This is a genomic window from Rhizobium laguerreae (assembly GCF_002008165.1).
In the GTDB taxonomy this organism is placed as follows: domain Bacteria; phylum Pseudomonadota; class Alphaproteobacteria; order Rhizobiales; family Rhizobiaceae; genus Rhizobium; species Rhizobium laguerreae.
Map to the genome: position 1 here is coordinate 92,275 of NZ_MRDM01000008.1, position 23,079 is coordinate 115,353.

The following is a 23,079-nucleotide window of genomic DNA, read 5'->3' on the forward strand; positions in this document are numbered from 1 at the left end:
CCGCCCCTCATCCGCTGCCTATTTAACGATGTCGAGATCGTTGATGACGCGCTTGCCGTCGACCTCGGTATAGAAGACGATCACCTTCACGCCGGCTTCGAGACCGTCGAAATTGAACTCCTCGGGCGCCTGATAGGTTTTGCCGTCATCGAGCGTCAGCACGAGGTTGGCCGTGTCGACCTTCTTGATCGTCGCCTCGACATCGGCGCTCTCGGCAAAACCGCTCATCGGTGACAGGAAGCTTGCTGTTGCCAAAAGCGTGGCGACGACGAAACGCATGGCGACAATCCTTTAAGACGCTGCACGAGAACACGACCGGCCACAGATAAGCTCCTGAATATGGCGAAAATTGCCCGTAAGAATGGCTTTTCCCGCCCAATTGATGAATAGGATTTTAAATATAATCAAAATGCCGCGTTAACCCGCGCTTTTTCCCTTCCCGCGATCTCTCGGCATCGCCGGCGGGCAATCGTAAATTAACCCGCGCGCCCTACAGTTGCTCGTCAACATGGGGGTTTCATTTTGTTATCCAGGCTCAGCGACAGCAAGCAGTTGCGGCGCGTGTTGAAGAATAGCCGCGTCTCGTTTCTGGTTTCGTCGCTTGTCGCCCTGGTCGTCATCATGGTCGGCTTCGGACTCGACCAGGCCAATACTGCGTCTCATGTGCGCGAACTTCATATCCGCACCGAAAACGAGACGAACCTCATCCGTGCCCGGGTCATGGCTGAGATCAATATGGACCTCAGCGTCGTCCGCGACCTGACGAACCTGATCTCCGTCAGCGCGGCAAACGGAGAGGAGATGGAACGTCAGATCAACTTGCTGCTGATCCAGAACCCGTCTTTCATTCATATCGCCGTCGCGCCTGATTTCATCATCCGCGACATCCACCCGCCGCAATCCGGCAACGAGCGGGTCGGCCGCGACGTGCGCGAGGCTCTCTACTTCCGCCAGGCGATGACCGGCGCGACCGGCAACCAGTCGGCGCGCTTCTACGGCCCGATCAGCACCGACGGCCGGGACGCCTTCGCCATCTTCTTCCCGGTTTACGTCAAGGAGAACGGCCAGCGGCGGATCTGGGGGGCGGTCGAAGTCGCGATCGACCAGACGATGTTCTACCAGGCGACCGGGCTGATGCCGGCACGCGACCGCGAAAACCAGGAGCGCTATCCGCATCTCGGCCATCTTTCGATCGCCATTCGCGATATAGGCTTGCCGACCGCCGCCAAAGCTCCTCCCCCGGCGCCGTTCTTCGGGTCCTCCGATATCGACGGCAGGGATCCGATGCGCCAGAAGATCGGCTTTGCCGGCGGCAGGTGGGAGCTTGCCGCTGTGCCGAACAGCGGCTGGAATGCGATACCTGAAAACCGCACCGAGCTACGCCTGATCATCGTTGCCGCCGGATTCATCATCATCGTGCCGATCTTCTTTGCGACCATGCTGCTCGGCGAGCGCAATCGCAACATCAACGCGCTGGAGACGCGCGAGGCAAAACTGCTGGAACTGTCGCAGCGGCTCAACCTGGCGCTGGAATCCTCCAATATTGGCATCTGGGAGTTGCAGGATGATTCGAACAGCCTGCTCTGGGACGCGCGTGCCGCGGCCCTGCACGGCAAACCGGCGGAAGAGGGAAGCCGGGTGCTCGACGAATGGCTGGCGGCGATCCTGCCCGAGGACCGCGACACTGCCGAAGTACATTTCTTCAGCTGCAGCATTGCGGGTGCCGCCTGCACGGCGCAGTACCGCATCCTGCTTTCCGACGGCGGCATCCGCCACCTGCGCTCGGTTGGCTCCTTCTATACGGATGCCGTCGGCGTCAGCAAGACGATCGGCATCGTCTGGGACGTGACCGCAGATGCGGAGACCACCGACACGCTGCGCAAGGCTAAGGATATGAGCGAGGTCAAGAACGCCGAGCTGGAACTGGCGCTTGAAGAGCTCTCGAGTCGTGAGGGACAGCTCGCCGAGCTTTCCAGCCGGCTCGACCTGGCGCTCGATTCCTATCGGTGCGGCATATGGGAAGCGCGGCCAAGCCTCGGCGGCTCGATCTGGAACGAGCGGATGCACGAGCTCTATGGCCTTGCGCCGCGCAACGGCTTCATGACCGAAGAGACCTGGCTTGGCTGCATCCACCCCGAGGATCGGGCCTTAGCGCTCGAAAGCGCGCGCCACTTCAAGAAGAACGGCGACACGCACACCCTCGTCTGCCGCGTGCTCGTCGACGACGGTTCGGTGCGTTATGTGCGCTCGGTGGGCAAGGTCCACCAGACGGGGACTGGCGAGATGAAGATCATGGGCATCGCCTTCGACGCCACCGAAGACGTGCTGATGACGATCCGGCTGAAGGCCGCCAAGGACGAGGCAGTCGCCAAGAATATCGAGCTCGAGCTTGTCAAGAACAGGATCGAGCACAATTCGCTGCATGACCCACTGACCGCACTCGCCAACCGCCGCAAGCTCGACATCGCGCTCGAAAATCTCACCCAGGACGGCCGTCAGCAGCGGCAGAAGTTCTCGATCCTGCATATCGATCTCGACCGCTTCAAGGACATCAACGACACGCTCGGCCATGCCGCCGGCGATGCGATGCTGGTGCACGCCTCGAAGGTGCTCGCCAAGAATGTCCGCGGCAGCGATATCGTCGCGCGCATCGGCGGCGACGAATTCGTCATCCTTGCCCTCGATGTCGACGACAAGGAGATGGTGCAGCTTTCTACCCGGATCATCGAGGAGATGCGCCAGCCGATCGATTTCCAGGGTTTTTCCTGCCGCTGCGGCGTGTCGATCGGTATTGCGCTCGCCAATGGCATCCATGTCGATGCGCGCAAGGTGCTGATCAATGCCGATATCGCGCTCTACCGCGCAAAAAGCACGGGCCGCAATCGCTTCGAATTCTTCAATCACAATCTCCAGGCCGATATCATCAATACCAAGCGCACCGCCGACGAGATCCTCGCCGGCATCGACAATGGTGAATTCACCGCCTGGTATCAGCCGCAATTCTGCGCCCGGACGATGGAACTGACCGGCGTCGAGGCGCTGGTGCGCTGGAAGCATCCCTCCAAAGGGTGGCTCGCCCCCGACAAGTTCCTGCGCATTGCCGACGAGATCAACGTCGTACAGATGCTCGACCGGATCGTGCTGGAAACGGCGCTGCGCGACAAGGTGCGCTGGACGGCGCGCGGCATTGTGGTGCCCAAGGTCTCGGTCAATGTTTCTGCGCGGCGGCTGCATGACGGCAGCCTGTTGGAATCGCTCGCCGACCTGCATATCCGTCCGGGTGAGATCTCCTTCGAACTGGTGGAATCGATCTTCCTCGACGAGAGCGAGGACGTCGTCTCGCAGAATCTCGAACGCATCAAGGCGCTCGGCATCGATATCGAGATCGACGATTTCGGCACCGGCCATACCTCGATCGTCAGCCTGTTGAAGCTGAAGCCGAAGCGGCTGAAAATCGACCGCCAGCTGGTGCAACCGATCGTCAATGCCTCGCAGGAGCGGGCGCTGGTCAGCTCGATCATCGAGATCGCCCGCTCGCTCGGCGTCGAGACGGTGGCCGAAGGGGTGGAGACGGCGGCCCATGCCGCACTGCTGCGCGATCTCGGCTGCGATATCCTGCAGGGTTATGCCTTCTCGCGGCCGCTCTCCTTCGACGATTTCACCAACGAAGCCACAGGAGCGGGGTGGCGGCTGGCGTCCTGATCGCGGCCTGCCGATGCCCTCGCCTTGCCCCCTCCCCGCCTGCGCAGAGAGAGTGGTGGCACAATGGGCCGCCCATCCCCGACAACGAACGGAAACAGCATTTCCTGAGCTGCCGGTTTGTCGCAAAGAAAGGCTTTTGCCTCGGCGGTTTTTTGGCCTATGAGTGTCGCGCCTTTTCAAGCAATGGCGCGGCCGGCTTTGGCGCGCCACCGTGGGAACACATGTCACACAATACATTCGGTCACCTTTTCCGCGTAACCACCTGGGGCGAAAGCCATGGACCGGCGCTCGGCTGCGTCGTCGACGGCTGCCCTCCGGGGCTCAGCTTCAAGCTCGAGGACCTGCAGGTCTGGCTCGACAAGCGCAAGCCCGGGCAATCCCGTTTCGTGACGCAGCGGCGCGAGGACGATCTGGTGAAGGTGCTATCAGGCGTCATGCTCGACGCCGACGGCGAGACGATGACGACCACCGGAACGCCGATCTCGATGCTGATCGAAAACACCGACCAGCGCTCCAAGGATTACGGCGAGATTGCCCGGCAATACCGCCCCGGCCATGCCGATTATACCTATGACCTCAAATACGGCATTCGCGACTATCGCGGCGGCGGCCGCTCCTCGGCGCGCGAGACTGCCGCCCGGGTTGCCGCCGGCGGCATCGCCCGCCTTGTCGTGCCCGGCGTCACCGTGCGCGGCGCGCTGGTGCAGATCGGCAAACACAAGATCGACCGCCGCAACTGGGACTGGGACCAGGTCGGGCAGAACCCGTTCTTCTCGCCCGATGCCGCGATCGTCCCGGTCTGGGAGGAATATCTCGACGGCATCCGCAAGAACGGCTCCTCGATCGGCGCGGTCATCGAAGTGATCGCCGAAGGTGTGCCGGCCGGCCTCGGCGCGCCGATCTATGCCAAGCTCGACCAGGATATCGCCTCGCTGCTGATGTCGATCAATGCCGTCAAGGGCGTCGAGATCGGCAATGGTTTTGCCGCCGCCGAAACGTCAGGCGAAGACAATGCCGACGAGATGCGCATGGGCAATGACAGCACGCCGATCTTCCTTTCCAACAATGCCGGCGGTATTCTCGGCGGCATCTCCACCGGGCAGCCGGTGGTGGCGCGTTTTGCCGTCAAGCCGACCTCCTCGATCCTGACCGAGCGCCAGTCGATCGATGCGGAGGGCAAGAATGTCGATATCCGTACCAAGGGCCGGCACGACCCCTGCGTCGGCATCCGCGCCGTGCCGATCGGCGAGGCGATGGTCGCCTGCGCCATCGCCGACCATTATCTTCGCGACCGCGGCCAGACCGGCCGTCTGAAATAGGAGCCTCGCCCCATGTCTTATGACCAGAAGCGCGTCGTCGACGCCATCCGGGCCTTCGAGGCCGGCGAGATCGTCGTCGTCATGGACGACAATGACCGTGAGAACGAAGGCGACCTGATCGTTGCCGCCGTGCATTGCACACCTGAGAAGATGGCCTTCATCGTGCGCCACACCTCCGGCATCGTCTGCGCGCCGATGCCGAAGGAAGAGGCCAAGCGCCTCAACCTCAACGCCATGGTGGCGGAAAACGATTCGGCGCATACGACGGCCTTCACCGTCTCGGTCGATTTCAAGCACGGCACGACGACCGGCATCTCCGCCGACGACCGGACGCTGACGGTGCGCAACCTCGCCAATCCGAATGTCGGCGCCTCCGACTTCGTCCGTCCGGGCCATATCTTCCCGCTGGTTTCCCGCGAAGGCGGCGTGCTGATGCGCTCCGGCCATACGGAAGCCGCCGTCGACCTCTGCAAGCTCGCCGGCCTGCCGCTGATCGGCGTCATCTCCGAGCTCGTCAACGACGACGGCACAGTGACGCGCGGGCCGCAGGTGGTCGACTTCGCCGGACAGCACGGGCTGAAGCTCGTCTCCGTCGCCGATCTCATCGCCTATCGCCAGCGCAAGGAAACGCTAATCGAACTCGGCACCAGCTTCGACATCGAGACGCCGTTCGGCAAGGCCAAGGCCCATACCTATTCCCTGCCCTGGGATCCGATGCAGCATCTCGCCGTCGTCTTCGGCGACATCCGCGACGGCGTCGACGTTCCGGTGCGCCTGCATCCGGAGAATGTCGCCGAGGATCTGTTCGGCAAGAACAGCCCGGTCGATTTTTACATGCAGAAGATTGCCGAGCAGGGCCGCGGCGTCATCGTCTATCTGCGCGAAGGCTCCGTCGGCGTCGGCCATACCGACAATGGCCGCAAGGCCCGCAACCAGGGCCGCGAAGCCCATGCTGAAGCCCAGACCCGCGACAGCGAATGGCTGGAAATCGGCCTCGGCGCCCAGATCCTCAAGGACCTTGGGGTGAGCTCGATCAAGCTGCTCACCAGCCGCGAGCGCCACTATGTCGGCCTCGAAGGTTTCGGCATCAAGATCAGCACAACGGAAATTTGCTGAGGGCTCCTCCTCTTCTCCCCAGCGGGGAGAAGATGTCCGAAGGACAGATGAGGGGCCACACGGCACATCCTTCATGCTGCCCTTCGCTTGCGCTCAGCGCATTCGCGGCTTTGCCGCTCACCCCCTCATCTGCCTGCCGGCATCTTCTCCCCACTGGGGAGAAGGGATACGTGGCAACGTCTCGGTCCCTTCTCTTGGGTAGGAGCAGGATATATCGGACGAAGTTCGACTACCCCCTCCACCCCTCCAGAAACACGACCTTCTCCACACCCGCAAACCGCGCCAGCCGGTCAAGCTCCGCCTCCAGCCGCTCCAGCCGCCCAGCCGACGGTTTCACGCCGGGCTCCAGCCAGAGCCGCTTGACATCGAGCGTCGATTTCTTCCGATCCGCCTTCATGTCGATGCGGCCGATAAGACGGTCGCCTTCGAGCAGCGGGAAGACGTAATAGCCATATTCGCGCTTCGGCTCGGGCACGAAGACTTCGATGCGGTAGAAGAAGCCGAACAGGCGTTCGGTGCGATTGCGGTCGCGGATCATCGGGTCGAAGGGGCTGAGCACGCGGATGCGGGGCGGAGCATCGGGATAGCTGTCGAGCGTCGACGGGAAATCGGCAAAGGCCCAGGAGGGTCGCGCCTTGCCGTCGAGCGCTGGTTCGATCAACACTTCGGTCAGCTCCTCGCGATGGGCTGATACCCACGCCTTGGCCTCATCGGGCGAGACGAGGTTCCAAAAGGCAGCGATCTCGCCATGGGTAGCAAAGCCGAGGCGGGCAAGCGCGCTGCGGCAGGCCCAGTCGACGAATTCTTCGCGACTCACCTCCGGCTCGCGGAATTCGGCCGGAATGACCCGCTCGGTGAGATCATAGATCTTCTGGAAGTTCGAGCGGCCGGCGATGGCGAGCTTGCCGGTGTGCCAGAAATATTCGAGCGCCGTCTTGTTCGGATGCCAGTTCCACCAGCCGCCGGAAACGTGGCCGTCGGCCTTGATGTCGCGCGAGAGGATCGCGCCGTCGCGCCGCACGCGCTCATAGGTCTCCTCGAAAGCCGCTTCGAAGCCTTCGCCGCGCCATTTGCGCCAGCGCTCGATGATCACCCTTTCCTGATGAAGGAACTTGTGCTTCCAATAGACGAAGAAGGCGCTCGGCAGGATGGAAGCATCATGTGTCCAGTGCTCGAACAGCGCGCCGTCCTTTTCGAGCAGCGCCTTCAGATGTTCGCGCCGGTAGGTCTGATTGCGGGAAAACAGGATCTGATGATGGGCCCGCTCCACCGTTTGGATGCTGTCCACCTGGACGAAACCCAGTTCATGGATGAGCTGCAACAGGCCGGCCTTGGTCAAGGCGCGGTTCGGCGGGGCGCTGAGGCCCTGTTTAGAAAGGAAGACACGGCGGGCGTCGGAATTGGAAAGCAGATTCGTCATGACCACATCATAATCCGGAAAATCTTCCTAGCCACCCGATATCGACCCAATATCGCGGGCGAGATTGCTCTTTCATCATCACAGGTTCCCCGTATAGAAGCATTGCTGTTTGGGTTGCGCCGATGGCAGCCCCTCACCCTAACCCTCTCCCCGCCTGCGGGGAGAGGGGACGTGCCAAACGCGGCGTCGAGGGTAAAGGAAGCCGGTGCGGCATATCCCCTTCTCACCGCGAGCGGGGGTCCGAAGGACGGGTCGAGACACGTGGCTCGACCCAGGCAGAGGTGCCGGCAGGCGGATGAGGGGCAGGCGGCGATCTCATGGGGCAAGGCGGCGAAGACGTACCAGGCCGCAAAACGTCGGCAGCGGGATCGCATGGATGCGAGGGATTGGTTTGGATATTCGTTTCGAAGGTGCCGGGGTCAGTTTCGGGGCACGGGTGGCGCTGCAGCCGCTGACGCTTGACATCAGTGGAAAACGCATCGGCGTCATCGGGCTGAACGGCTCGGGCAAGACGACCTTCGCCCGGCTGATCAATGGATTGGCCAAACCGTCGGTCGGCCGCGTCACCGTCAACGGTCGCGATACGAGCGATGAGAAGACTGCTGTGCCCGGTGTCGGTTTCATCTTCCAGTCGCCGCAGAACCAGATCATCCTGCCGATCGTCAAGGACGACATCGCCTTCGGGCTGAAGCGGCGCGGCTTCACCAAGGCGGAGATCGAGGCGAAGGTCGAGGGCGTGCTGGCCCGCTTCGGCGCCGAGGCGCTGGCCGATCGGCGCGCGCATGAGCTTTCCGGCGGCGAGTTGCAGGTGGCGGCCCTTTGCTCGGTGCTGGCAACGGGGCCAGGCATTCTGATCCTCGACGAACCGACTAACCAGCTCGACCTCAAGAACCGGGCGCTGGTCGAGAAGATCATCGCCGGGCTGCCGGAAAGTGCCATCATCATCACCCATGATCTGGACCTGATCGCCGATTTCGAGCGGGTGCTGCTGTTTCATGAGGGGTGGCTTGCCGCCGATGCGCCGGCTGCCGAAGCGATCGCCCGCTACAAGGAGATCGCCGCCTGATGCAGTCGCTCTATGTCGAAGGCAACAGCGTGATGCACCGGCTCTCGCCGCGGCTAAAACTGTTGTCGCTGACGATCTTCGGCATCGTGCTGTTCATCACCGGGAACCTCGTCCTGCTGTCGATCGCCGTGCTGCTGACAGCGGTTCTCTACCGCATGATCGGCCTGCCGTTTGTGGATGGTCTCAGGCGGTTGCGGCCGATCTTCCTGACGATCGCGGTCGTCGCACTCTTCAACCTCATCTTCAATCCCTGGCAGGAAGCACTCGTGCCCCTGCTGCGGCTGACGGCGCTGATGCTTCTGGCCGCCACCGTGACGGCGACGACGTCGATCGCTGAGTTCATCGACGAGGTAACGGCGCTTGCCCGCCCGCTCGATCGCACCGGCTGGGTGCAGGCCGACGATATCGGCCTGGCGCTTGGGCTGGTGCTGCGTTTCGTGCCGGAGATCGTCGGCCGTTATCAGGCGATCCGCGAGGCGCATAGGGCACGCGGGCTGAAGGTCCGGCCGACGACGCTGCTTGCGCCGCTGATCATCCTGACGCTCAGGGATGCGGATAATATCGCCGCGGCGATTGACGCGCGCGGCATTCGGCGGCATGTGAGTTAACGATTGATAAACACGGAATTCATGATGATGAGCACTCGCGACCTCGTTCTTACCGCCCTCTTTGCCGCAATCATCGTGGCGCTCGGCCTGCTGCCGCCGATCTCGCTCGGCTTCATTCCGGTGCCGATCACTGCGCAATCCCTCGGCGTCATGATGGCCGGCGTCGTGCTCGGCGCCCGGCGCGGCGCGATTGCCGTGCTGATTGTACTGGTGCTGGTCGCCATCGGGCTGCCGGTGCTTTCCGGCGGCCGCGGCGGGCTTGCGATCTTCGCGTCGCCAACGGCCGGCTTCCTGATCGGCTGGATCTTTGCCGCCTTCGTCACCGGCTATCTCAGCGAACGGTTGGTCAACCATCAGCAATCCGGCCTGGTGCAGACGGTGAGCTTCTTCCTCACCGCCATGGTCGGCGGCATCGTCGTGCTCTACGCCTTCGGCATCACCTATCTGGCGACCGTCGCCGGCCTCGGCTTCACGAAAGCCTTCGTCGGCTCGATGGCCTTCATTCCCGGCGATGTGATCAAGGCTTTCGTCGCAGCGCTGCTTGGCCGCGCCGTCATGGTCGGCTATCCCCTGTTGCCGTCACGCGCCTGACGCATAGGCCGGTCTTCTCTGGCGAAATGCCTCAACAGCCCCGGCGGGGGCTGTTGCGCTCGAAGACTTAAGCCCTTCACCAGAAGTCGCTTCCGGCCGGCTTGTATGCGGGAACTTCCGAACCCTTCTTTTCATTTGTCGCAATGAACATCCGTGAAGGAGAAACCATGCGAGGCGACCAGCAGGAGGAGATGGCTACCTGGTTCCGGTCGCTGGAGCCCATCCAGCCAAAGGACATGGTCGGCCTATGGAGCGGCGTTGGTATTCCGTCGGGTCATCCACTGGACGGCGTGCTCGAAAATCTCAGCTGGTTTGGCAAGCGCTTCCACTCCGACATGCGGGCGGACGCCCTGCTCTTCAAGTGGAGACCGGGCCGGCTTGTTCCGATCGACCCAAGTTTCTTCCCTGTTCGGCTGGCGATCAAGATGGCGCCCTTTGGCCGGACGTTCGTCGCCCGCCATTGGTTCTCGTATCTGCAGAAGATGCTTCGAGCCAGAGGCACGACAGCTTCATTGAAGCTTCAGGCTCTCGACGGCGTCGAAACGGCTGCGATGGTCTACGACAAACAGCCGATCGTGGACTACTTCCACAGGATTGACGATGACGGGATTGCCGGGATGATGTGCGTGCACCACGACCCGCGGCGATTCTTCTTCAAGCTGCAGAAAGTGATGAACTGAGGCATGTCGCAAACGGCAGGGCGGTCGCCTTCTGGAATATCATGTCACACGACCATCGAACCCGTCGCCTCCCCGATCTTTCCTCAATCCAAGGCAGGCGGAATATGCTATGAGAGGAAAGAGGGCGAGATGACCGTCATCGATCGAAATCATGTTCAAATCCGGGGCAATGGCCAGCGTGCGATGATCTTTTCGCATGGATTCGGGTGCGACCAAAATATGTGGCGCTTCGTGGCGCCGACCTTCGAAAGCGACTTCAAGACAGTGCTGTTCGATCATGTCGGCGCAGGACGATCCGATCTCGCGGCTTACGATGCCCGAAAATATTCTTCATTGTCCGGTTATGCGGATGACCTCTTGGAAATTTGCCGCGAACTTGGGTTGACGCAAACGGTCTTCGTCGGGCACTCGGTCAGCGCGATGATCGGCGTCATCGCGTCGCTGGAGGCACCGGAACTGTTTGAAAGCCTGGTCCTTGTCGGGCCGTCGCCGCGCTATATCAACGACGATGACTATATCGGCGGTTTCAGCGCGGCAGATATAGACGAACTGCTGACGTCGCTGGACGACAACCACATGGGATGGTCTGCCGCCATGGCCCCCGCCATCATGGGCAATCCCGATCGACCGGAACTCGGTGAAGAGCTGACGAATAGCTTCTGCCGCACCGATCCTGAGATCGCCAAGGCGTTCGCACGGGTGACATTCACGTCGGACAATCGCAGCGATCTTCCGCGCGTCACCGCCAGAACGCTGATCCTTCAGTGCCGGGATGACATCATCGCTTCCGAAGAGGTCGGCGAATTCGTCCATCAGCAGGTCCCAAACAGCCAATTGGTGGTGCTGAATGCGAGTGGCCACTGCCCTAACCTCAGCGCTCCCGACGAGGTCATATCTGCAATCCGGTGGTTCGTCCGATGACCGGTGCCGACACGCAGATCGCCATGCCGGCGGAAGACCTTGAGGACTTGTACGAAAACGCGCCGTGCGGCTATCTTTCGCTGCAGCCGGATGGGCGCATCGTCAAGGTCAACAGAACGCTTTCGACCTGGATCGGCATCCCTGCCGAGCAGCTCCTCGGCAAACGACTTCACGACCTACTCAATACCTCGGGCCGTATATTCTACGAAACCCATTTTGCGCCTTTGCTGCGCATGCAAGGGTTTTTCAACGAGGTTGCCCTCGATCTCGTCACAGTAGACAGCAAAAAGCTGCCTGTGCTCGCCAATGCCATGGAAAGACGTGCAGAAGACGGCGCCCTGCTTTTCACCCGGGTGACGATGTTCCAGGCTGCCGAGCGTCGCCGTTATGAACGGGAGTTGGTCGAGGCGCGCGCCGCGGCCGATGCTGCCGGCGCCACGATCAAAGCCAAACTTGCCTTCGAACAGCAAACCGCCGAGTTGCGGGAAGAGTTCATTGCTGTTCTCGGCCACGACCTGCGCAACCCGCTTGCCTCGATTTCAGCCGCTGCGCGCATTCTGCGAAAAGAAAAGCAGACCGATCGCGCGATTAAAGTTCTCGACTTGATGCAGGGCAGCGTCGTTCGCATGTCCGCCCTGATCGACAACGTCCTCGACTTCGCGCGCGGACGATTGGGTGGCGGCATCACACTCGAGAGGCGGGCCGAGCATCTCGAGCCGCTCCTGCGGCAGGTCATCGAAGAACTCCGCTTCAGTCATCTCGACCGGGCGATTGAGGTGACGATCGAATTCGACGGGCCGATAAACTGCGACAGCGGCCGGATCGGCCAGCTGGTGTCCAATCTTCTGGGAAATGCCCTGACACATGGGGCGCCGGACGAACCGGTGCGGCTATCGGCGGCAACTGTCGACGGAAAGCTCGAGCTTTGGATCGCCAATGGCGGCGCTCCGATTTCCACCGAGGCGATGACAGGGCTTTTTCAACCTTTCTTCAAAGGTGAAGCCGGCACAAGTCAAAGAGGATTGGGGCTGGGTCTGCACATCGCGTCGGAAATCGCCCGCGCCCATGGCGGGACAATCACGGTCAGTTCCGATGACAAGGAGACGCGCTTCACCTTTGTGATGCCCTTGGATTGAGCGGGGCGCACCGCCGCGCCGGAATCCGGGCAACAAAAAACCGCCTTGAGGCGGTCGGGCATTCTATCGATTTCAGTTTGATTTAGTCTCCTCCTCCACCATCTCCGCCGCCGCCGTCACAGTCGCCTGAGGCATCAAACCAGCCTCCACCTCCATCGCCCGAGCCTCCTGAACTGCCCGACCTGCGCTTGGTGTTTGCGGTGGTCTGGGCAGCGCGCCCTCGTGCTGCCCCGGTGATCAGGGCAAACAGGACAAAGCCTGCGATGAGCATGGTAGTCATAAGAAATATACTCAATCAGTCTCCTTCGTTTGTTTCAGGAAATCTTGTTTCCTGACTAAAATAGTAGATTATTTTCTCGCTCTCGAAAATAGCCTGAATATGAAAATTTCATGACATCCTGGGGCACGTCAAGCGTGGGCTGTTGCATCAGCGGGCAAGGACCGCATTCACCGAATCGTCCTTCGACTGATCGATGAGAACATGGAGAAGGCCGCTCGATGTGCGTTTCGCGCTTCCTCGCGCTTTCCATCGCCGCGATCCACGCCGAGGGCGGCACGGTCGACAAATTTATCGCGACGCTGTGATGGCGATCTGGAATGCCCCGAACGACGAGCCCGATCACGCGTCGCGTGCCTGCCGTGCCGCGGCCGCGATCCGTGACGCGATGCATGCCATCCCGCCGCTCGCGCCCCAGCATGACGCAGTGCGAGTCAGGATCGGCATCAACAGCGGGACGGCACTCGTCGGCAATATCGGCTCGGCCGAACGCCTGAGCTACACGGCGATTGGCGATGCCGTAAACCTCGCAAGCCGCCTGGTCGGCGTCGCCAAAGACAAAGGCGTTGAAATCGTGTTGAGTGGCGAGACGTGGGAACGGGCCGACAGGCGGCTCGATGCGCGCTCGCTGGGGGAGACGGTGGTGCGCGGCAAATCGCAACCGGTGCCGATCTTTACCCTGGACCGGAAATCGTCCCCAATTTGAGGGAGGAAGGACCATGGAAAGTGCATCTTCCCTTATTGGCCTACTCGCCTGGCTGCAGGTCAAGCATTTCGCCGCCGACTATCTCTTGCAGTCGACCTGGATTCTGCAGGGCAAGGGCGACATCCGCCATCCGGGCGGCTATATCCATGCAGCGATCCACGTCGCAGGCACCCTTCCAGGATTGTTTTTGTTCGGGCTGGATGGCGTGACGATCGCGGTCTTGGCGCTGGGCGAATTTCTAATTCACTTCACCATTGATCACTTAAAGGCCGTTCACTCGCGCCGCCATCCGGCTGCCGTGACGACCCGTCCTTACTGGGCCGCGCACGGAGCCGATCAGTTGTTGCATCACTTGACCTACACTGGGATTTTGGCTGCTGCGATGTGATCGAAAGCAGAGTTTTAGGCGGTCCTACAGATCATGCGAATGTTTGCTGTCAGTGCGATCCGGACGAGGATGAATACCCTTCCCTACCGCCTCCAGACAGGCTTGAACTCTGCGCTGCTTCAGTTGCAGCGCAGAGGATCTCGGGCTGCTTCAAGCTGCCGCTCTTTGCGGAAAGAGCACGGCTTGCGGAGCGGCTTTCGCCCCGTCCACCATCAAGGGGACCCGATAGAGGCGAGGAGATGGTATTCCCAGTCTGGAATGCAGCGTTGCGGCCGCGCTTGGCAGGAACGGGAGGAGGCAGCGGGCAACGACCGCAAGGCCGTAGACCTGCTCGGCCAGGCAAGCGCCGAGACGAGCGGCGGTCGCCTTCCGATCTTCCGGTGTGAGGTCGGCAAGCAGGGCTTTCGCATCCGCCCACGGCGCGTCTTTTGTAAACCGCCTGTTCGCCTCGCCGATAAAGGCAAAAATCTCAGTGAGGCCGACATGGAGCTCGTAGGCATCGAAAGCCTGGGCCACCTTCCCCGGAAGGCGGGCAGCCTCGTCCACGAACGCGCTGTCCGGCACGGGCGGAACGATTCCGTCGAATGACGTGGACAGAAGCGCAAGCACCCGGTTGGCGAGATTTCCGAGCTGCCCGGCGAGCTCTCCCGACCAAGCGGCTTCGAGACGCTCGGCCGAGAAGTCGCCATCGTCTGCCGAGCGTATATGCCGGAGCAGGTAATAGCGCAGTGCATCCGGCGTTCCATAGGATTGGATGATGCCTTCCGGATCGATGCCGTTGCCGGCCGACTTGCCGATCTTCCTGCCGTCCACAGTGACGTAGCCGTGCACGAGGATCGAGGATGGCGGCGGCAGGCCTGCGGACAAAAGGATGGCCGGCCAGTAGATGGCATGGAACTTGGAAATGCCCTTGCCGACAACGTGGATGCGTTCGCCGCCGTTCCAATAGTGCTGCAGCAGGGTTTCATCGGAACCGTGGCCGAGACCTGTGAGATAGTTCGCCAAGGCATCGAACCAGACATAGACGACCTCATCTCCATCCGGGACGGGAACGCCCCAGCCGCGCGCCCGCTCCGCACTGCGCGACACGCTGATGTCGGTCAGGCCACGCCGCAGCAGGGCAAGGATTTCGTTGCGCCGATGGGCTGGAACGATGCGAAGCTCGCCGGTCTCGACGAGCTCAAGCAGCCGGTTGCCATATCTGGAGAGACGGAAGAACCAGTTCTCCTCACGGATGGTATCAAGGGCAATGCCGTGTTCCGGGCAGCGCCCGTCATCGAGTTCCGACGGCTCGTAGAATTGCTCGCAGCCGACGCAATAGAGACCCTCATATGCCTTGCGATAAAGGTCGCCCTTTTCAGCGCATGCCTTCCACAAGGCATAGACGCAGGCGATATGCCTTGGATCGCGGGAGGTACGGACGAATTCCTCGTTGGAGATATCGAGCAGGCCGCCAAGGCGCTCGAACCTATCTGCATTCGCATTGACGAAGTCCGTGACCTGCACTCCCGCGGCCTCCGCCGACCGGACATTCTTCAGGCTGTTGTCGTCGGTTCCGCACTGGAACCTGACGTCGTGGCCGAGAAGGCGAAAATGGCGGGCATAGGCATCGGCCTGGACCAGTTCGAGGGCAAAGCCCACATGCGGCGCGGCATTCACATAGGGGATCGAGGTGGTGATGTAGATCTTGTTCATCGGTGTTTCCTTTCGAAGGCTGTTATTGCCCGCGAGACGGATCGACCCATGAAAAGACCGCCTCGAGGGCGGTCGCTGGTGCATTCTGGACGCACGAAACCCGCCACGCTATGAGCGCGGCATCATCATCACGAAAGTGCTGATCAGGGTGTTGTCCATGCGATTTTCTAGCATCGCGGGCCGTTTCGAACAAGCGTGCTCTTCGATCTGGATGCACTGGCCGCCGCGGGCATGGCCTGCGGCGGAAAGCGATGATTCCAGGGCAGCCCGCCGTCACACCAGCCCGGGCACGACGAACACCAACCAGGCGACGACCGGGCCGATGATCGCGATCAGCGCGCTGTAGATCAGCAACTGTCGCAGCACCTGCTCTCGCCAGTCGTCCGGCGCGTTGGCGACGACAAGCGCGCCATTGGTGGAAAACGGGCTGGTATCGACGATCGTCGTCGAGATCGCGATCGCCGCGACCACGCCAATGGCGCTGACATGTCCTTGCAGGAGGAATGGAACGGCGAGCGGGATGATCGCGCCAAGCAGCGCGGTCGAGGATGCAAAGGCCGAGACGATGGCGCCGGTAAAGCAAAGCAGGAGCGCCACCAGCAGCGGCATGCCGAGACTGGATATGCCGTTCGCCACGTAGTCGACAGTCCCGGCCTTCTCCATGACGCCGACATAGGTGATGATGCCTGATATCAGCAGAACGGTCGACCAGCTGACCTTGTCGATTGCCGCCTTCTGGGTCTTCGGTGACAAGAGCGCCAGCGCGACGGCGACGGTCATGGCGACGAGGCCGACGTTGAACTTGAAAACCAGGGCGCCGATGCCGAGCGCCGTCAGGCCGATCAAGGTGGTAATTCTCTCATTGTTCAGGCGCAAGGTCGTCGCGGTATCGGCCGCCGTACCATAGGCATGCTCCCTGATCGGTTTTGCCGGCGTGCCGCCGTGACCTCTGATCGACTCCGATACGCCCTCTGGATGGAGTTCGGGCAAGGGACCAAGTGACGCGGGATCTTGCTTCATCACTTTTGCGCCGCCGAAAACGAAGAAGACCAGCACTGCGATCGCCAGGTTGAAGAAGAAGCTGGAGAGAAACAGCGAGGTCGGCGCGAAAGGCAGGCCGGCTTTCGCAACGATCTGGTTGGTGATTCCGCCATAGACGCTGATCGGCGAAAAGCCGCCGGCCTGCGCGCCGTGGATCACCATCAGGCCCATCATGACCGGGTGGATGCGGTACTGCACGGCAAAACTCAACGCGACGGGTGCGAGAATGGCGACCGCGGCAGGCCCAAGTGCACCGAAACCGGTAATGATGGCGGCGACGAGGAACATCACCCAGGGAATCAAGCCGATCCGCCCGCGCACCATGCGGACGGCACATTCGACGAGCCAGTCGATCGTGCCGTTGATCTGCGCTATGGCGAAGAGGTAGGTGACGGCGACGAGTGTCAGGAATAGATCACTCGGAAAGCCGGCAAAAATATCGCTGGTTTTCATCCCAATGATCATCGAGCCGAGCACGAAGGCGCCGGCAAAGGCGAGCGCACCCATGTTGATCGGCTGGATCGTCGCAATGATGAACATGGCGACCAGCAGGCCTATGGCCAATAGTTCAATACCCATGATTCCCCCTCCCTCCGACGCCTCCAGCGCCGTAGTTGTTGTGTTCAAGATTGATGCTGGATGTCGACGCACACTCCTCCCAGAGGGCGCGTCGCCTTACCTCTTGGTGTAAAGATCGGAGTATTGCTGCCGCAGGATGTTTTTCTGAACCTTACCCATGGTGTTGCGCGGCAGGTCGTCGGCGAAGATGATGCGCTTGGGTTGTTTGTAGCGGGCGAGACGGTCCTGGAGGGCGCTGACGATGGTCTTTTCATCGAGGACGGCGCCGGGCTTGCACACGACGACGGCCGTTACGCCTTCTCCGAAATCGGGATGCGGCACACCAATAACTGCGCTCTCGACCACACCCTCGATCTGGTCGATCTCGCCTTCGACCTCTTTCGGATAGATGTTGTATCCACCCGAAATCACCAGATCCTTGCCGCGACCGACGATGTGGACATAACCTTCCCGGTCGATTTTGCCGAGATCGCCGCTGATGAAGAAGCCGTCGGCGGTGAATTCGGCGGCGGTCTTTTCCGGCATGCGCCAATAGCCCTTGAAGACGTTCGGACCCTTGATCTCGATCATGCCGGTCTCTTCAGGCGCCAGCACGAGCCCGGTGGCGGGATCGGTGACGCGCACTGTCACATCAGGCAGCGGGAAACCGACCGTTCCGGCAATCCGTTTGCCCTCATAGGGGTTCGACGTATTCATATTGGTTTCCGTCATGCCGTAGCGCTCGAGAATGGCGTGACCGGTGCGGGCCTGGAATTCGGTATGGGTTTCGGCAAGCAGGGGAGCCGAACCGGAAATGAAGAGGCGGATGTTGGCGACCGCCTCTCTGTCGAGGCGCGGGCTTTGCAGGAGGCGCACATAGAAGGTCGGCACGCCCATCATCATCGTTGCCTGCGGCATCAGCGACAGGATCTCCTCCGGATCGAACTTCGACAGCAGGAACATCGAGGCGCCGGCGAGCAATGTGACGTTGGTGGCGACGAACAGCCCATGGGTGTGGAAGATCGGCAAGGCATGGATCAGCCGATCGTCGGCGGTGACGCGCCAATAATCTCGTAAGGTCAGGGCGTTCGAGAGCAGGTTCCCATGCGTGAGCATCGCCCCCTTGGAGCGTCCGGTCGTTCCCGACGTGTAGAGGATCGCGGCCAGCTCATCCGCGGAACGCGAAGCATCGACAAAGTCGGCCGGCTCATCGCGTGCGAGATCCAGCAACGAGCCGCTGCCGTCGGCATCGAGCGTTTCAACGATCGCGCCGTGAGGCTTGGCAATTTTCTCCACGCCCTCTCTCGCAGCCGACGCAACAACCACCAAACGCGGCTCCGCATCGCCGATAAAGTAATCGAGCTCAGCCAGCGTATAGGCGGTGTTGAGCGGCAGATAGACGGCGCCGGTTCGAAGACAGGCGAGATAGAGGATCAGTGCCTCGGCACTTTTCTCGACTTGCACCGCCACCCGGTCGCCGGGGCGAATGCCGAGCGTGTCCATCGCGCCGGCAATGCGGCCGGAAAGAGCGAAAGCGTCGTCATAGGTCCATGAGCGCGTGCTATCGATCCGGATGAACGGTGCGTCACCGGGCGCAGCGGCCCGCATGGCGTCGAAAAGATGATTGCTCACTTTCGCCCTCCTCCAAGCGTTGAGTTCATTATCTGTGCGAATGGCCGGGAGCCTTGCTGGCCATTGCCGCCGCGGCGGCTTTCGTCGTTCTGACTGAGCAGGCTCTTGACGGTAGGCGAGGCAATCACCTCGCCGCGCTGCGCCAGGGCTTCGTGGTTGGCCACGATATCGTCGAGCTTGTAGAGGTAGTTGACCATCAGGCCATGGGCCTGCTGCATCGCCTTGGGCGAGCGGTCGCCGAGAACATTCAGTCTTTCCAGTCGAGCGCCGTTGCCGAGATGGAAGCGGGCGACAGGATCGATGGGGCGGCCCTCCGGCGTCCGTTCAGTCAGGAAATAGCGCGCGGCAAGAGGCAGCAACACGCGCTCCACTTCGCTCGCCGTATTCTCGTTGTCAGGCCAGCTCGGATCATCCAGCAGCGTCAGTTTTTCGAGGACCGCTTCCGGCAGCAACCGGTCGGCGTCCGAGGCACGTGCTTTGGCAAGCCAACGGGCAAAGCCTGGAACGGGCGACAGCGTGACGAAATTCTTCAGGCCGGGCAGGTCTCTGCGCAGGTCTTCCACGACCTGCTTGATCAGGAAGTTGCCGAACGAGATTCCACGCAAGCCATCCTGGCAGTTGGAGATCGAATAGAAGACAGCCGTCGTCGCCTCGTCGGCATTGATCTGCTCCCTGCCCTCGACCAGCACATCTCCGATCGCGCTGGGCACGGATCGTGTGAGCGCCACCTCGACGAACACGAGCGGCTCGTCGGCCAATCGGGGGTGGAAGAAGGCAAAGCATCGACGGTCGGCCGGTGCCAAACGACTGCGCAACTCCTCCCAGCCGGCGATCTCGTGCACGGCCTCGTATTTGATGATCTTTTCAAGGATGTAGGCCGGCGTCGACCAGTCGATAGGGCGTAGCGTGAGAAAGCCGCGATTGAACCAGGAGCCGAACAGATGCGTGAAGTCGGCGTCAAGCGCGTGATATCCTGCGGATTGGTCTTTGGAAGCAAGCAGCTGCTCACGCATCCGGACAAGCTTGGCGGTGCCGTTCGGCGCGTGATTCAATCGGCGCAGAAGCTCCTGTCGCCGCGGCTCGGCTGCCTGGTGGAGAGCGATAATCGCGGCAGAGCTTTTGTCGGTGCGGTAATTTTCAATCGCCTGGTCGAGCTTGGCCGTGTCGGGGCCGAACTTCTCGTGCAGCATATCAAGGAATGCCTGCGCGCCCTCGCTCTCAAGCGCGCCCCAGCGATCGAGTATCTCGGCCGCAAGCGCCATGCCCGAGGCTTCGCCCCGGCTCGACAGCAGCATTTCACAGAGTGTCTGGAGATCGGTCTTGGCTGCGACCTGCGTGGCGCGCGAGCCGGAAAACAGAAGCTGGCGTCCGCGATCCGTGATGCTCTGCAGCATGTCGGTGAAGAAGGAAGCCTCAGACATGCCATTCTCCTCTCTTCTACCGGCCGGCTGGGTGCGGACCGTTTTTGACGGCTGCTTCCCATCGTCGGGTTTCACCGGTAGTATGTAGAATGCCACTCTTCGTACACGAGGTCAATGATCGTGTATACAAGAAGCGCTTTTATGTATGAGGAAATTGAAACGAATGTCCGAGAATGTCGGCCGATGGCTTCGCGATGAGATTGAAAATTCAATTCTTTCCAACGAGTTCTCCCCCGGTGAGCGCCTCGACGAAATGGTTCTTGCGACGCGTTTCGGGGTTTCCCGCACGCCGGTGCGCGAGGCGCTGATGCAGCTCGATGCGATCGGCCTCATCGAAATTCGACCGCGCAGAGGCGCAATCGTCATCGATCCGGGGCCGCACCGCGTCTACGAGATGTTCGAGGTGATGGCCGAATTGGAGGGCCTGGCCGGGTCGCTCGCCGCACGACGGCTGGACAAGGCCTCCCGGGAAGCGATCACGGCCACCCACAGCCGCTGCGAGCAATCAGCCGCGGCCGGTGACAGCGATGCCTATTATTACGACAATGAGGAATTCCATAAGGCCATCTACGCAGCCGGCCGAAGCGAATTCCTCGAGGAGCAATGCGTGCAATTGCACCGCCGCCTGCGGCCTTATCGCCGCCTCCAGCTGCGCGTGCGCAACCGCCTGTCGACGTCCTTCTCAGAACATTGCGCCATCGTCGATGCGATCTTTGCCGGAAATGGAGATGAGGCCCGCCGCCTGCTGCGGACACATGTCGGCATTCAGGGAGAGAGGTTCAGCGATCTGGTCGCAAGCATGGCGGCGAGATGATTGGACTGCGTGACCGCGCTCAGTCGGCAGGGAAGTAAAACGCAACCCGCCCGCCGCATAACGCCCTAATCCAAAAACCGATAAAGCCAGTCGCGCGTTTCCTCCGGCAGGGAGGCCGGGGACTGGTCCTCGGGGGTGCGGGCCTGCCAGATGATCTCGACCTCGGCGGCGCGCTCCTCCCCAGTGTCGATCGAAACGAGGAAGCCGATGGAATGCATGCCGATCTTGTCGACGGTGGCGGTGAAGGTTGCCGGCTCGTCATAGTGCAGCGGACGGTGAAGCATGCAGGAAACCTTGCTGGGGCTATAGACGGGTTCGTCATCGACATCGGGCCGTGAGGACCAGAAGCCCGCCAGGACGGACTCTGCATAGGAAATATACGAGGCCAGAAACATCCTGCCGGTCATATCGACATCGCGAAACGGCACGCGTATTTCCGCCACATCAGGACGTTTCGACTGACTCATCAACAAATCTGCCCTACAGAGTTCCCATGGCAACACTACTTCATAATTGCTTATACCGGAACCGGCTTAAGGATAAAATTACGCAATAGTTCAAAGTGTTACAGTGTCCTCCACCTACCGGAAAGGTGCGGGCCGTTGCAATTGGACCTGATCGACGGGAACGGCGCAAACGAGACAGTGTGATAGGCGAACGGTCGGAAGGCGCGGCAAGAGCGCTTGTTGAAATCGTCAGGCGATGCCCCATCTGCTGTGGCACATGACATAAGCGACCGATAGAGTGTCTTCATGAGCACCCGTCTTTATGAACACCCGATCTTCCTGGAACATGTCACGCCCGCCGGCCATCCGGAGCGATCGGACAGGATCCGCGCCATCAATGTTGCGCTGGAACATCCGAATTTCGAGCGGCTGGAACGCCGGCAGGCGCCGCAGGCGAACGAGGATGCGGTGCTGCTTGCCCATCCGGAGGAACATCTGACCGCCGTCATGCGGGAGATCCCCGAGGAAGAGGGGGAGATCAACCAGATCGAAGCCGATACCTATGCCAGCAGCAAGAGCCTGCAGGCGGCGCTGACCGGCATCGGCGGGGCGATGGCGGCGGTCGACGACGTCTTTACCGGCCGGGCCGACAATGTCTTCGTCGCCGCCCGCCCGCCGGGGCACCATGCCGAGAAGATGACGGCGATGGGCTTCTGCTTCTTCAACAATGCGGCGATCGCCGCCCGGCATGCGCAGAAGACGCATGGCGCCGAACGCATCGCCATCGTTGACTGGGACGTGCATCACGGCAACGGCACGCAGGATATTTTCTGGGACGATCCTTCGGTGCTGTTCTGCTCGACGCATCAGATGCCGCTCTATCCCGGCACCGGCGCCAAGGATGAGAAAGGCAAGCACAACACCATCGTCAATGCACCGCTGTCGCCGAATGTCGGCAGCGACCATTTCCGCGAGGCGTTCAAATCGCGCGTGCTGCCCGCCCTTGACGATTTCCGGCCGGATCTCATCATCATCTCCGCCGGCTTCGACGCGCATCACCGCGATCCCTTAGCGCAGATCAATCTGACCGGCGAGGATTTCGACTGGGCGACCGGGCGTGTGCTGGAACTGGCGGACCGGCACGCGAAGAACCGGGTCGTCAGCCTGCTCGAAGGCGGTTATGATCTCGAGGGACTCGCCGAATCGGCGGGCATGCATATTCTGAGAATGATGAAGGGTTGAGAATGACTGACAGCGCCAAGCCGGAGGTGTCCGGCCTTTCCTTCGAAAAGGCGGTCGCCGAACTCGAAAGCATCGTCGCCCGGCTGGAACGCGGCGATGTGGCGCTGGATGAATCGATCGAGATCTATGAGCGCGGCGAAGCGCTGAAGAAACATTGCGAGACGCTGCTTTCAGCCGCCGAAAACCGCATCGAGAAGATCAGGCTCGACCGCGCCGGCAAGCCGCAGGGCGTCGAGCCGCTCGACGGCGCCTGAGGCAGAAAACTCCCTTTTGAAGACGCTTGGCTATCGGCTTCGGACC

Annotated in this window: 20 protein-coding genes and 1 pseudogene; 14 read left to right on the plus strand and 7 right to left on the minus strand. The window is 61.3% G+C overall.

The genetic code is table 11. The annotated features are described in order from the left end of the window. Nucleotides 1-18 precede the first annotated feature (18 nt). Nucleotides 19-279 (minus strand): DUF1344 domain-containing protein, encoded by a 261-nt coding sequence (locus tag BS630_RS05225; RefSeq protein ID WP_003569889.1) that lies wholly within the window; start codon nucleotides 277-279, stop codon nucleotides 19-21. A 243-nt stretch (nucleotides 280-522) separates the two neighbouring features. Between BS630_RS05225 and BS630_RS05230 the strand changes: the two genes are divergently transcribed. The 3 genes from BS630_RS05230 to ribB all read left to right on the plus strand — a co-directional run bounded on the left by BS630_RS05230 (nucleotide 523) and on the right by ribB (nucleotide 6,137). Next, nucleotides 523-3,702 (plus strand): bifunctional diguanylate cyclase/phosphodiesterase, encoded by a 3,180-nt coding sequence (locus BS630_RS05230; protein ID WP_077976543.1) that lies wholly within the window; start codon nucleotides 523-525, stop codon nucleotides 3,700-3,702. Nucleotides 3,703-3,923: 221 nt separating this feature from the next. Then, entirely contained in the window at nucleotides 3,924-5,021 is a 1,098-nt protein-coding gene (gene aroC, locus BS630_RS05235) for a chorismate synthase (protein WP_077976544.1), read from the plus strand. 12 nt (nucleotides 5,022-5,033) lie between these two features. After that, nucleotides 5,034-6,137: a 3,4-dihydroxy-2-butanone-4-phosphate synthase gene (gene ribB / locus BS630_RS05240; RefSeq protein ID WP_077976545.1), complete on the plus strand. Its 1,104-nt coding sequence runs from the start codon at nucleotides 5,034-5,036 to the stop codon at nucleotides 6,135-6,137. 229 nt (nucleotides 6,138-6,366) lie between these two features. Here ribB and BS630_RS05245 read toward each other — a convergent pair whose 3' ends face one another. Next, nucleotides 6,367-7,557: a winged helix-turn-helix domain-containing protein gene (locus BS630_RS05245; protein ID WP_077976546.1), complete on the minus strand. Its 1,191-nt coding sequence runs from the start codon at nucleotides 7,555-7,557 to the stop codon at nucleotides 6,367-6,369. Nucleotides 7,558-7,948: 391 nt separating this feature from the next. Here BS630_RS05245 and BS630_RS05250 point away from each other — a divergent pair, with 391 nt between their 5' ends. From BS630_RS05250 to BS630_RS05290, 8 genes and pseudogenes are all read left to right on the plus strand, one after another. After that, on the plus strand, nucleotides 7,949-8,623 hold the full coding sequence (locus tag BS630_RS05250; protein WP_077976547.1) for an energy-coupling factor ABC transporter ATP-binding protein: 675 nt from the start codon (nucleotides 7,949-7,951) through the stop codon (nucleotides 8,621-8,623). Beyond that, on the plus strand, nucleotides 8,623-9,231 hold the full coding sequence (locus tag BS630_RS05255) for an energy-coupling factor transporter transmembrane component T family protein (RefSeq protein ID WP_077976548.1): 609 nt from the start codon (nucleotides 8,623-8,625) through the stop codon (nucleotides 9,229-9,231). Before BS630_RS05250 ends, BS630_RS05255 begins: the two co-directional genes overlap by 1 nt. 27 nt (nucleotides 9,232-9,258) lie before the next feature. Beyond that, nucleotides 9,259-9,822, plus strand: coding sequence for a biotin transporter BioY (locus BS630_RS05260; RefSeq protein WP_062943922.1), 564 nt, complete (start codon nucleotides 9,259-9,261; stop codon nucleotides 9,820-9,822). A gap of 143 nt (nucleotides 9,823-9,965) precedes the next feature. Further along, nucleotides 9,966-10,502, plus strand: coding sequence for a GXWXG domain-containing protein (locus tag BS630_RS05265; RefSeq protein WP_077976549.1), 537 nt, complete (start codon nucleotides 9,966-9,968; stop codon nucleotides 10,500-10,502). Nucleotides 10,503-10,631: 129 nt separating this feature from the next. After that, nucleotides 10,632-11,423 carry an alpha/beta fold hydrolase gene (locus BS630_RS05270; protein ID WP_077976550.1) on the plus strand — a complete coding sequence of 264 codons (792 nt, stop codon included), beginning with the start codon at nucleotides 10,632-10,634 and terminating at the stop codon, nucleotides 11,421-11,423. After that, nucleotides 11,420-12,559 (plus strand): PAS domain-containing sensor histidine kinase, encoded by a 1,140-nt coding sequence (locus BS630_RS05275; protein ID WP_077976551.1) that lies wholly within the window; start codon nucleotides 11,420-11,422, stop codon nucleotides 12,557-12,559. Before BS630_RS05270 ends, BS630_RS05275 begins: the two co-directional genes overlap by 4 nt. Before the next feature lie 507 nt (nucleotides 12,560-13,066). Next, nucleotides 13,067-13,542: pseudogene (locus tag BS630_RS05285) on the plus strand (adenylate/guanylate cyclase domain-containing protein); the annotation flags it as partial. A gap of 13 nt (nucleotides 13,543-13,555) precedes the next feature. Further along, on the plus strand, nucleotides 13,556-13,930 hold the full coding sequence (locus BS630_RS05290; RefSeq protein ID WP_077976553.1) for a DUF3307 domain-containing protein: 375 nt from the start codon (nucleotides 13,556-13,558) through the stop codon (nucleotides 13,928-13,930). Between the two features lie 150 nt (nucleotides 13,931-14,080). Here the strand turns inward: BS630_RS05290 and BS630_RS05295 are convergent, their stop codons facing one another. The 4 genes from BS630_RS05295 to BS630_RS05310 all read right to left on the minus strand — a co-directional run bounded on the left by BS630_RS05295 (nucleotide 14,081) and on the right by BS630_RS05310 (nucleotide 20,277). After that, nucleotides 14,081-15,625, minus strand: a complete 1,545-nt coding sequence (locus BS630_RS05295) for a methionine--tRNA ligase (RefSeq protein ID WP_077976554.1) — start codon at nucleotides 15,623-15,625, stop codon at nucleotides 14,081-14,083. A 273-nt stretch (nucleotides 15,626-15,898) separates the two neighbouring features. Further along, complete coding sequence (locus tag BS630_RS05300; RefSeq protein WP_077976555.1) at nucleotides 15,899-17,245, minus strand: SLC13 family permease; 1,347 nt, start codon at nucleotides 17,243-17,245, stop codon at nucleotides 15,899-15,901. 96 nt (nucleotides 17,246-17,341) lie between these two features. Further along, on the minus strand, nucleotides 17,342-18,856 hold the full coding sequence (locus tag BS630_RS05305; protein WP_077976556.1) for a malonate--CoA ligase: 1,515 nt from the start codon (nucleotides 18,854-18,856) through the stop codon (nucleotides 17,342-17,344). Then, nucleotides 18,853-20,277, minus strand: a complete 1,425-nt coding sequence (locus BS630_RS05310) for a malonyl-CoA decarboxylase (protein WP_077976557.1) — start codon at nucleotides 20,275-20,277, stop codon at nucleotides 18,853-18,855. The genes BS630_RS05305 and BS630_RS05310 overlap by 4 nt, the downstream gene beginning before the upstream one ends. Before the next feature lie 163 nt (nucleotides 20,278-20,440). Here BS630_RS05310 and BS630_RS05315 point away from each other — a divergent pair, with 163 nt between their 5' ends. Continuing rightward, nucleotides 20,441-21,091 carry a GntR family transcriptional regulator gene (locus BS630_RS05315; RefSeq protein WP_077976558.1) on the plus strand — a complete coding sequence of 217 codons (651 nt, stop codon included), beginning with the start codon at nucleotides 20,441-20,443 and terminating at the stop codon, nucleotides 21,089-21,091. A gap of 65 nt (nucleotides 21,092-21,156) precedes the next feature. Here the strand turns inward: BS630_RS05315 and BS630_RS05320 are convergent, their stop codons facing one another. After that, complete coding sequence (locus tag BS630_RS05320; RefSeq protein ID WP_077976559.1) at nucleotides 21,157-21,558, minus strand: acyl-CoA thioesterase; 402 nt, start codon at nucleotides 21,556-21,558, stop codon at nucleotides 21,157-21,159. Between the two features lie 285 nt (nucleotides 21,559-21,843). Here BS630_RS05320 and BS630_RS05325 point away from each other — a divergent pair, with 285 nt between their 5' ends. Together BS630_RS05325 and BS630_RS05330 are read left to right on the plus strand one after the other, a co-directional pair. Further along, nucleotides 21,844-22,779: a histone deacetylase family protein gene (locus BS630_RS05325; RefSeq protein WP_017959231.1), complete on the plus strand. Its 936-nt coding sequence runs from the start codon at nucleotides 21,844-21,846 to the stop codon at nucleotides 22,777-22,779. 2 nt (nucleotides 22,780-22,781) lie between these two features. Further along, a complete protein-coding gene (locus BS630_RS05330; RefSeq protein ID WP_003545921.1) occupies nucleotides 22,782-23,033 on the plus strand; it encodes an exodeoxyribonuclease VII small subunit in 252 nt (83 codons plus the stop codon). Nucleotides 23,034-23,079: the final 46 nt, after the last annotated feature.

Excerpts from the sequence above, each read along its gene's own strand:
- aroC (WP_077976544.1), top strand. The coding sequence starts at position 3,924 with ATGTCACACAATACATTCGGTCACCTTTTCCGCGTAACCACCTGGGGC.
- BS630_RS05315 (WP_077976558.1), top strand. The coding sequence starts at position 20,441 with ATGTCCGAGAATGTCGGCCGATGGCTTCGCGATGAGATTGAAAATTCA.
- BS630_RS05310 (WP_077976557.1), bottom strand. The coding sequence starts at position 20,277 with ATGTCTGAGGCTTCCTTCTTCACCGACATGCTGCAGAGCATCACGGAT.
- BS630_RS05265 (WP_077976549.1), top strand. The coding sequence starts at position 9,966 with ATGAACATCCGTGAAGGAGAAACCATGCGAGGCGACCAGCAGGAGGAG.
- ribB (WP_077976545.1), top strand. The coding sequence starts at position 5,034 with ATGTCTTATGACCAGAAGCGCGTCGTCGACGCCATCCGGGCCTTCGAG.
- BS630_RS05290 (WP_077976553.1), top strand. The coding sequence starts at position 13,556 with ATGGAAAGTGCATCTTCCCTTATTGGCCTACTCGCCTGGCTGCAGGTC.
- BS630_RS05260 (WP_062943922.1), top strand. The coding sequence starts at position 9,259 with ATGAGCACTCGCGACCTCGTTCTTACCGCCCTCTTTGCCGCAATCATC.
- BS630_RS05245 (WP_077976546.1), bottom strand. The coding sequence starts at position 7,557 with ATGACGAATCTGCTTTCCAATTCCGACGCCCGCCGTGTCTTCCTTTCT.
- BS630_RS05295 (WP_077976554.1), bottom strand. The coding sequence starts at position 15,625 with ATGAACAAGATCTACATCACCACCTCGATCCCCTATGTGAATGCCGCG.
- BS630_RS05255 (WP_077976548.1), top strand. The coding sequence starts at position 8,623 with ATGCAGTCGCTCTATGTCGAAGGCAACAGCGTGATGCACCGGCTCTCG.
- BS630_RS05325 (WP_017959231.1), top strand. The coding sequence starts at position 21,844 with ATGAGCACCCGTCTTTATGAACACCCGATCTTCCTGGAACATGTCACG.
- BS630_RS05270 (WP_077976550.1), top strand. The coding sequence starts at position 10,632 with ATGACCGTCATCGATCGAAATCATGTTCAAATCCGGGGCAATGGCCAG.
- BS630_RS05300 (WP_077976555.1), bottom strand. The coding sequence starts at position 17,245 with ATGGGTATTGAACTATTGGCCATAGGCCTGCTGGTCGCCATGTTCATC.
- BS630_RS05275 (WP_077976551.1), top strand. The coding sequence starts at position 11,420 with ATGACCGGTGCCGACACGCAGATCGCCATGCCGGCGGAAGACCTTGAG.
- BS630_RS05225 (WP_003569889.1), bottom strand. The coding sequence starts at position 279 with ATGCGTTTCGTCGTCGCCACGCTTTTGGCAACAGCAAGCTTCCTGTCA.
- BS630_RS05320 (WP_077976559.1), bottom strand. The coding sequence starts at position 21,558 with ATGAGTCAGTCGAAACGTCCTGATGTGGCGGAAATACGCGTGCCGTTT.
- BS630_RS05330 (WP_003545921.1), top strand. The coding sequence starts at position 22,782 with ATGACTGACAGCGCCAAGCCGGAGGTGTCCGGCCTTTCCTTCGAAAAG.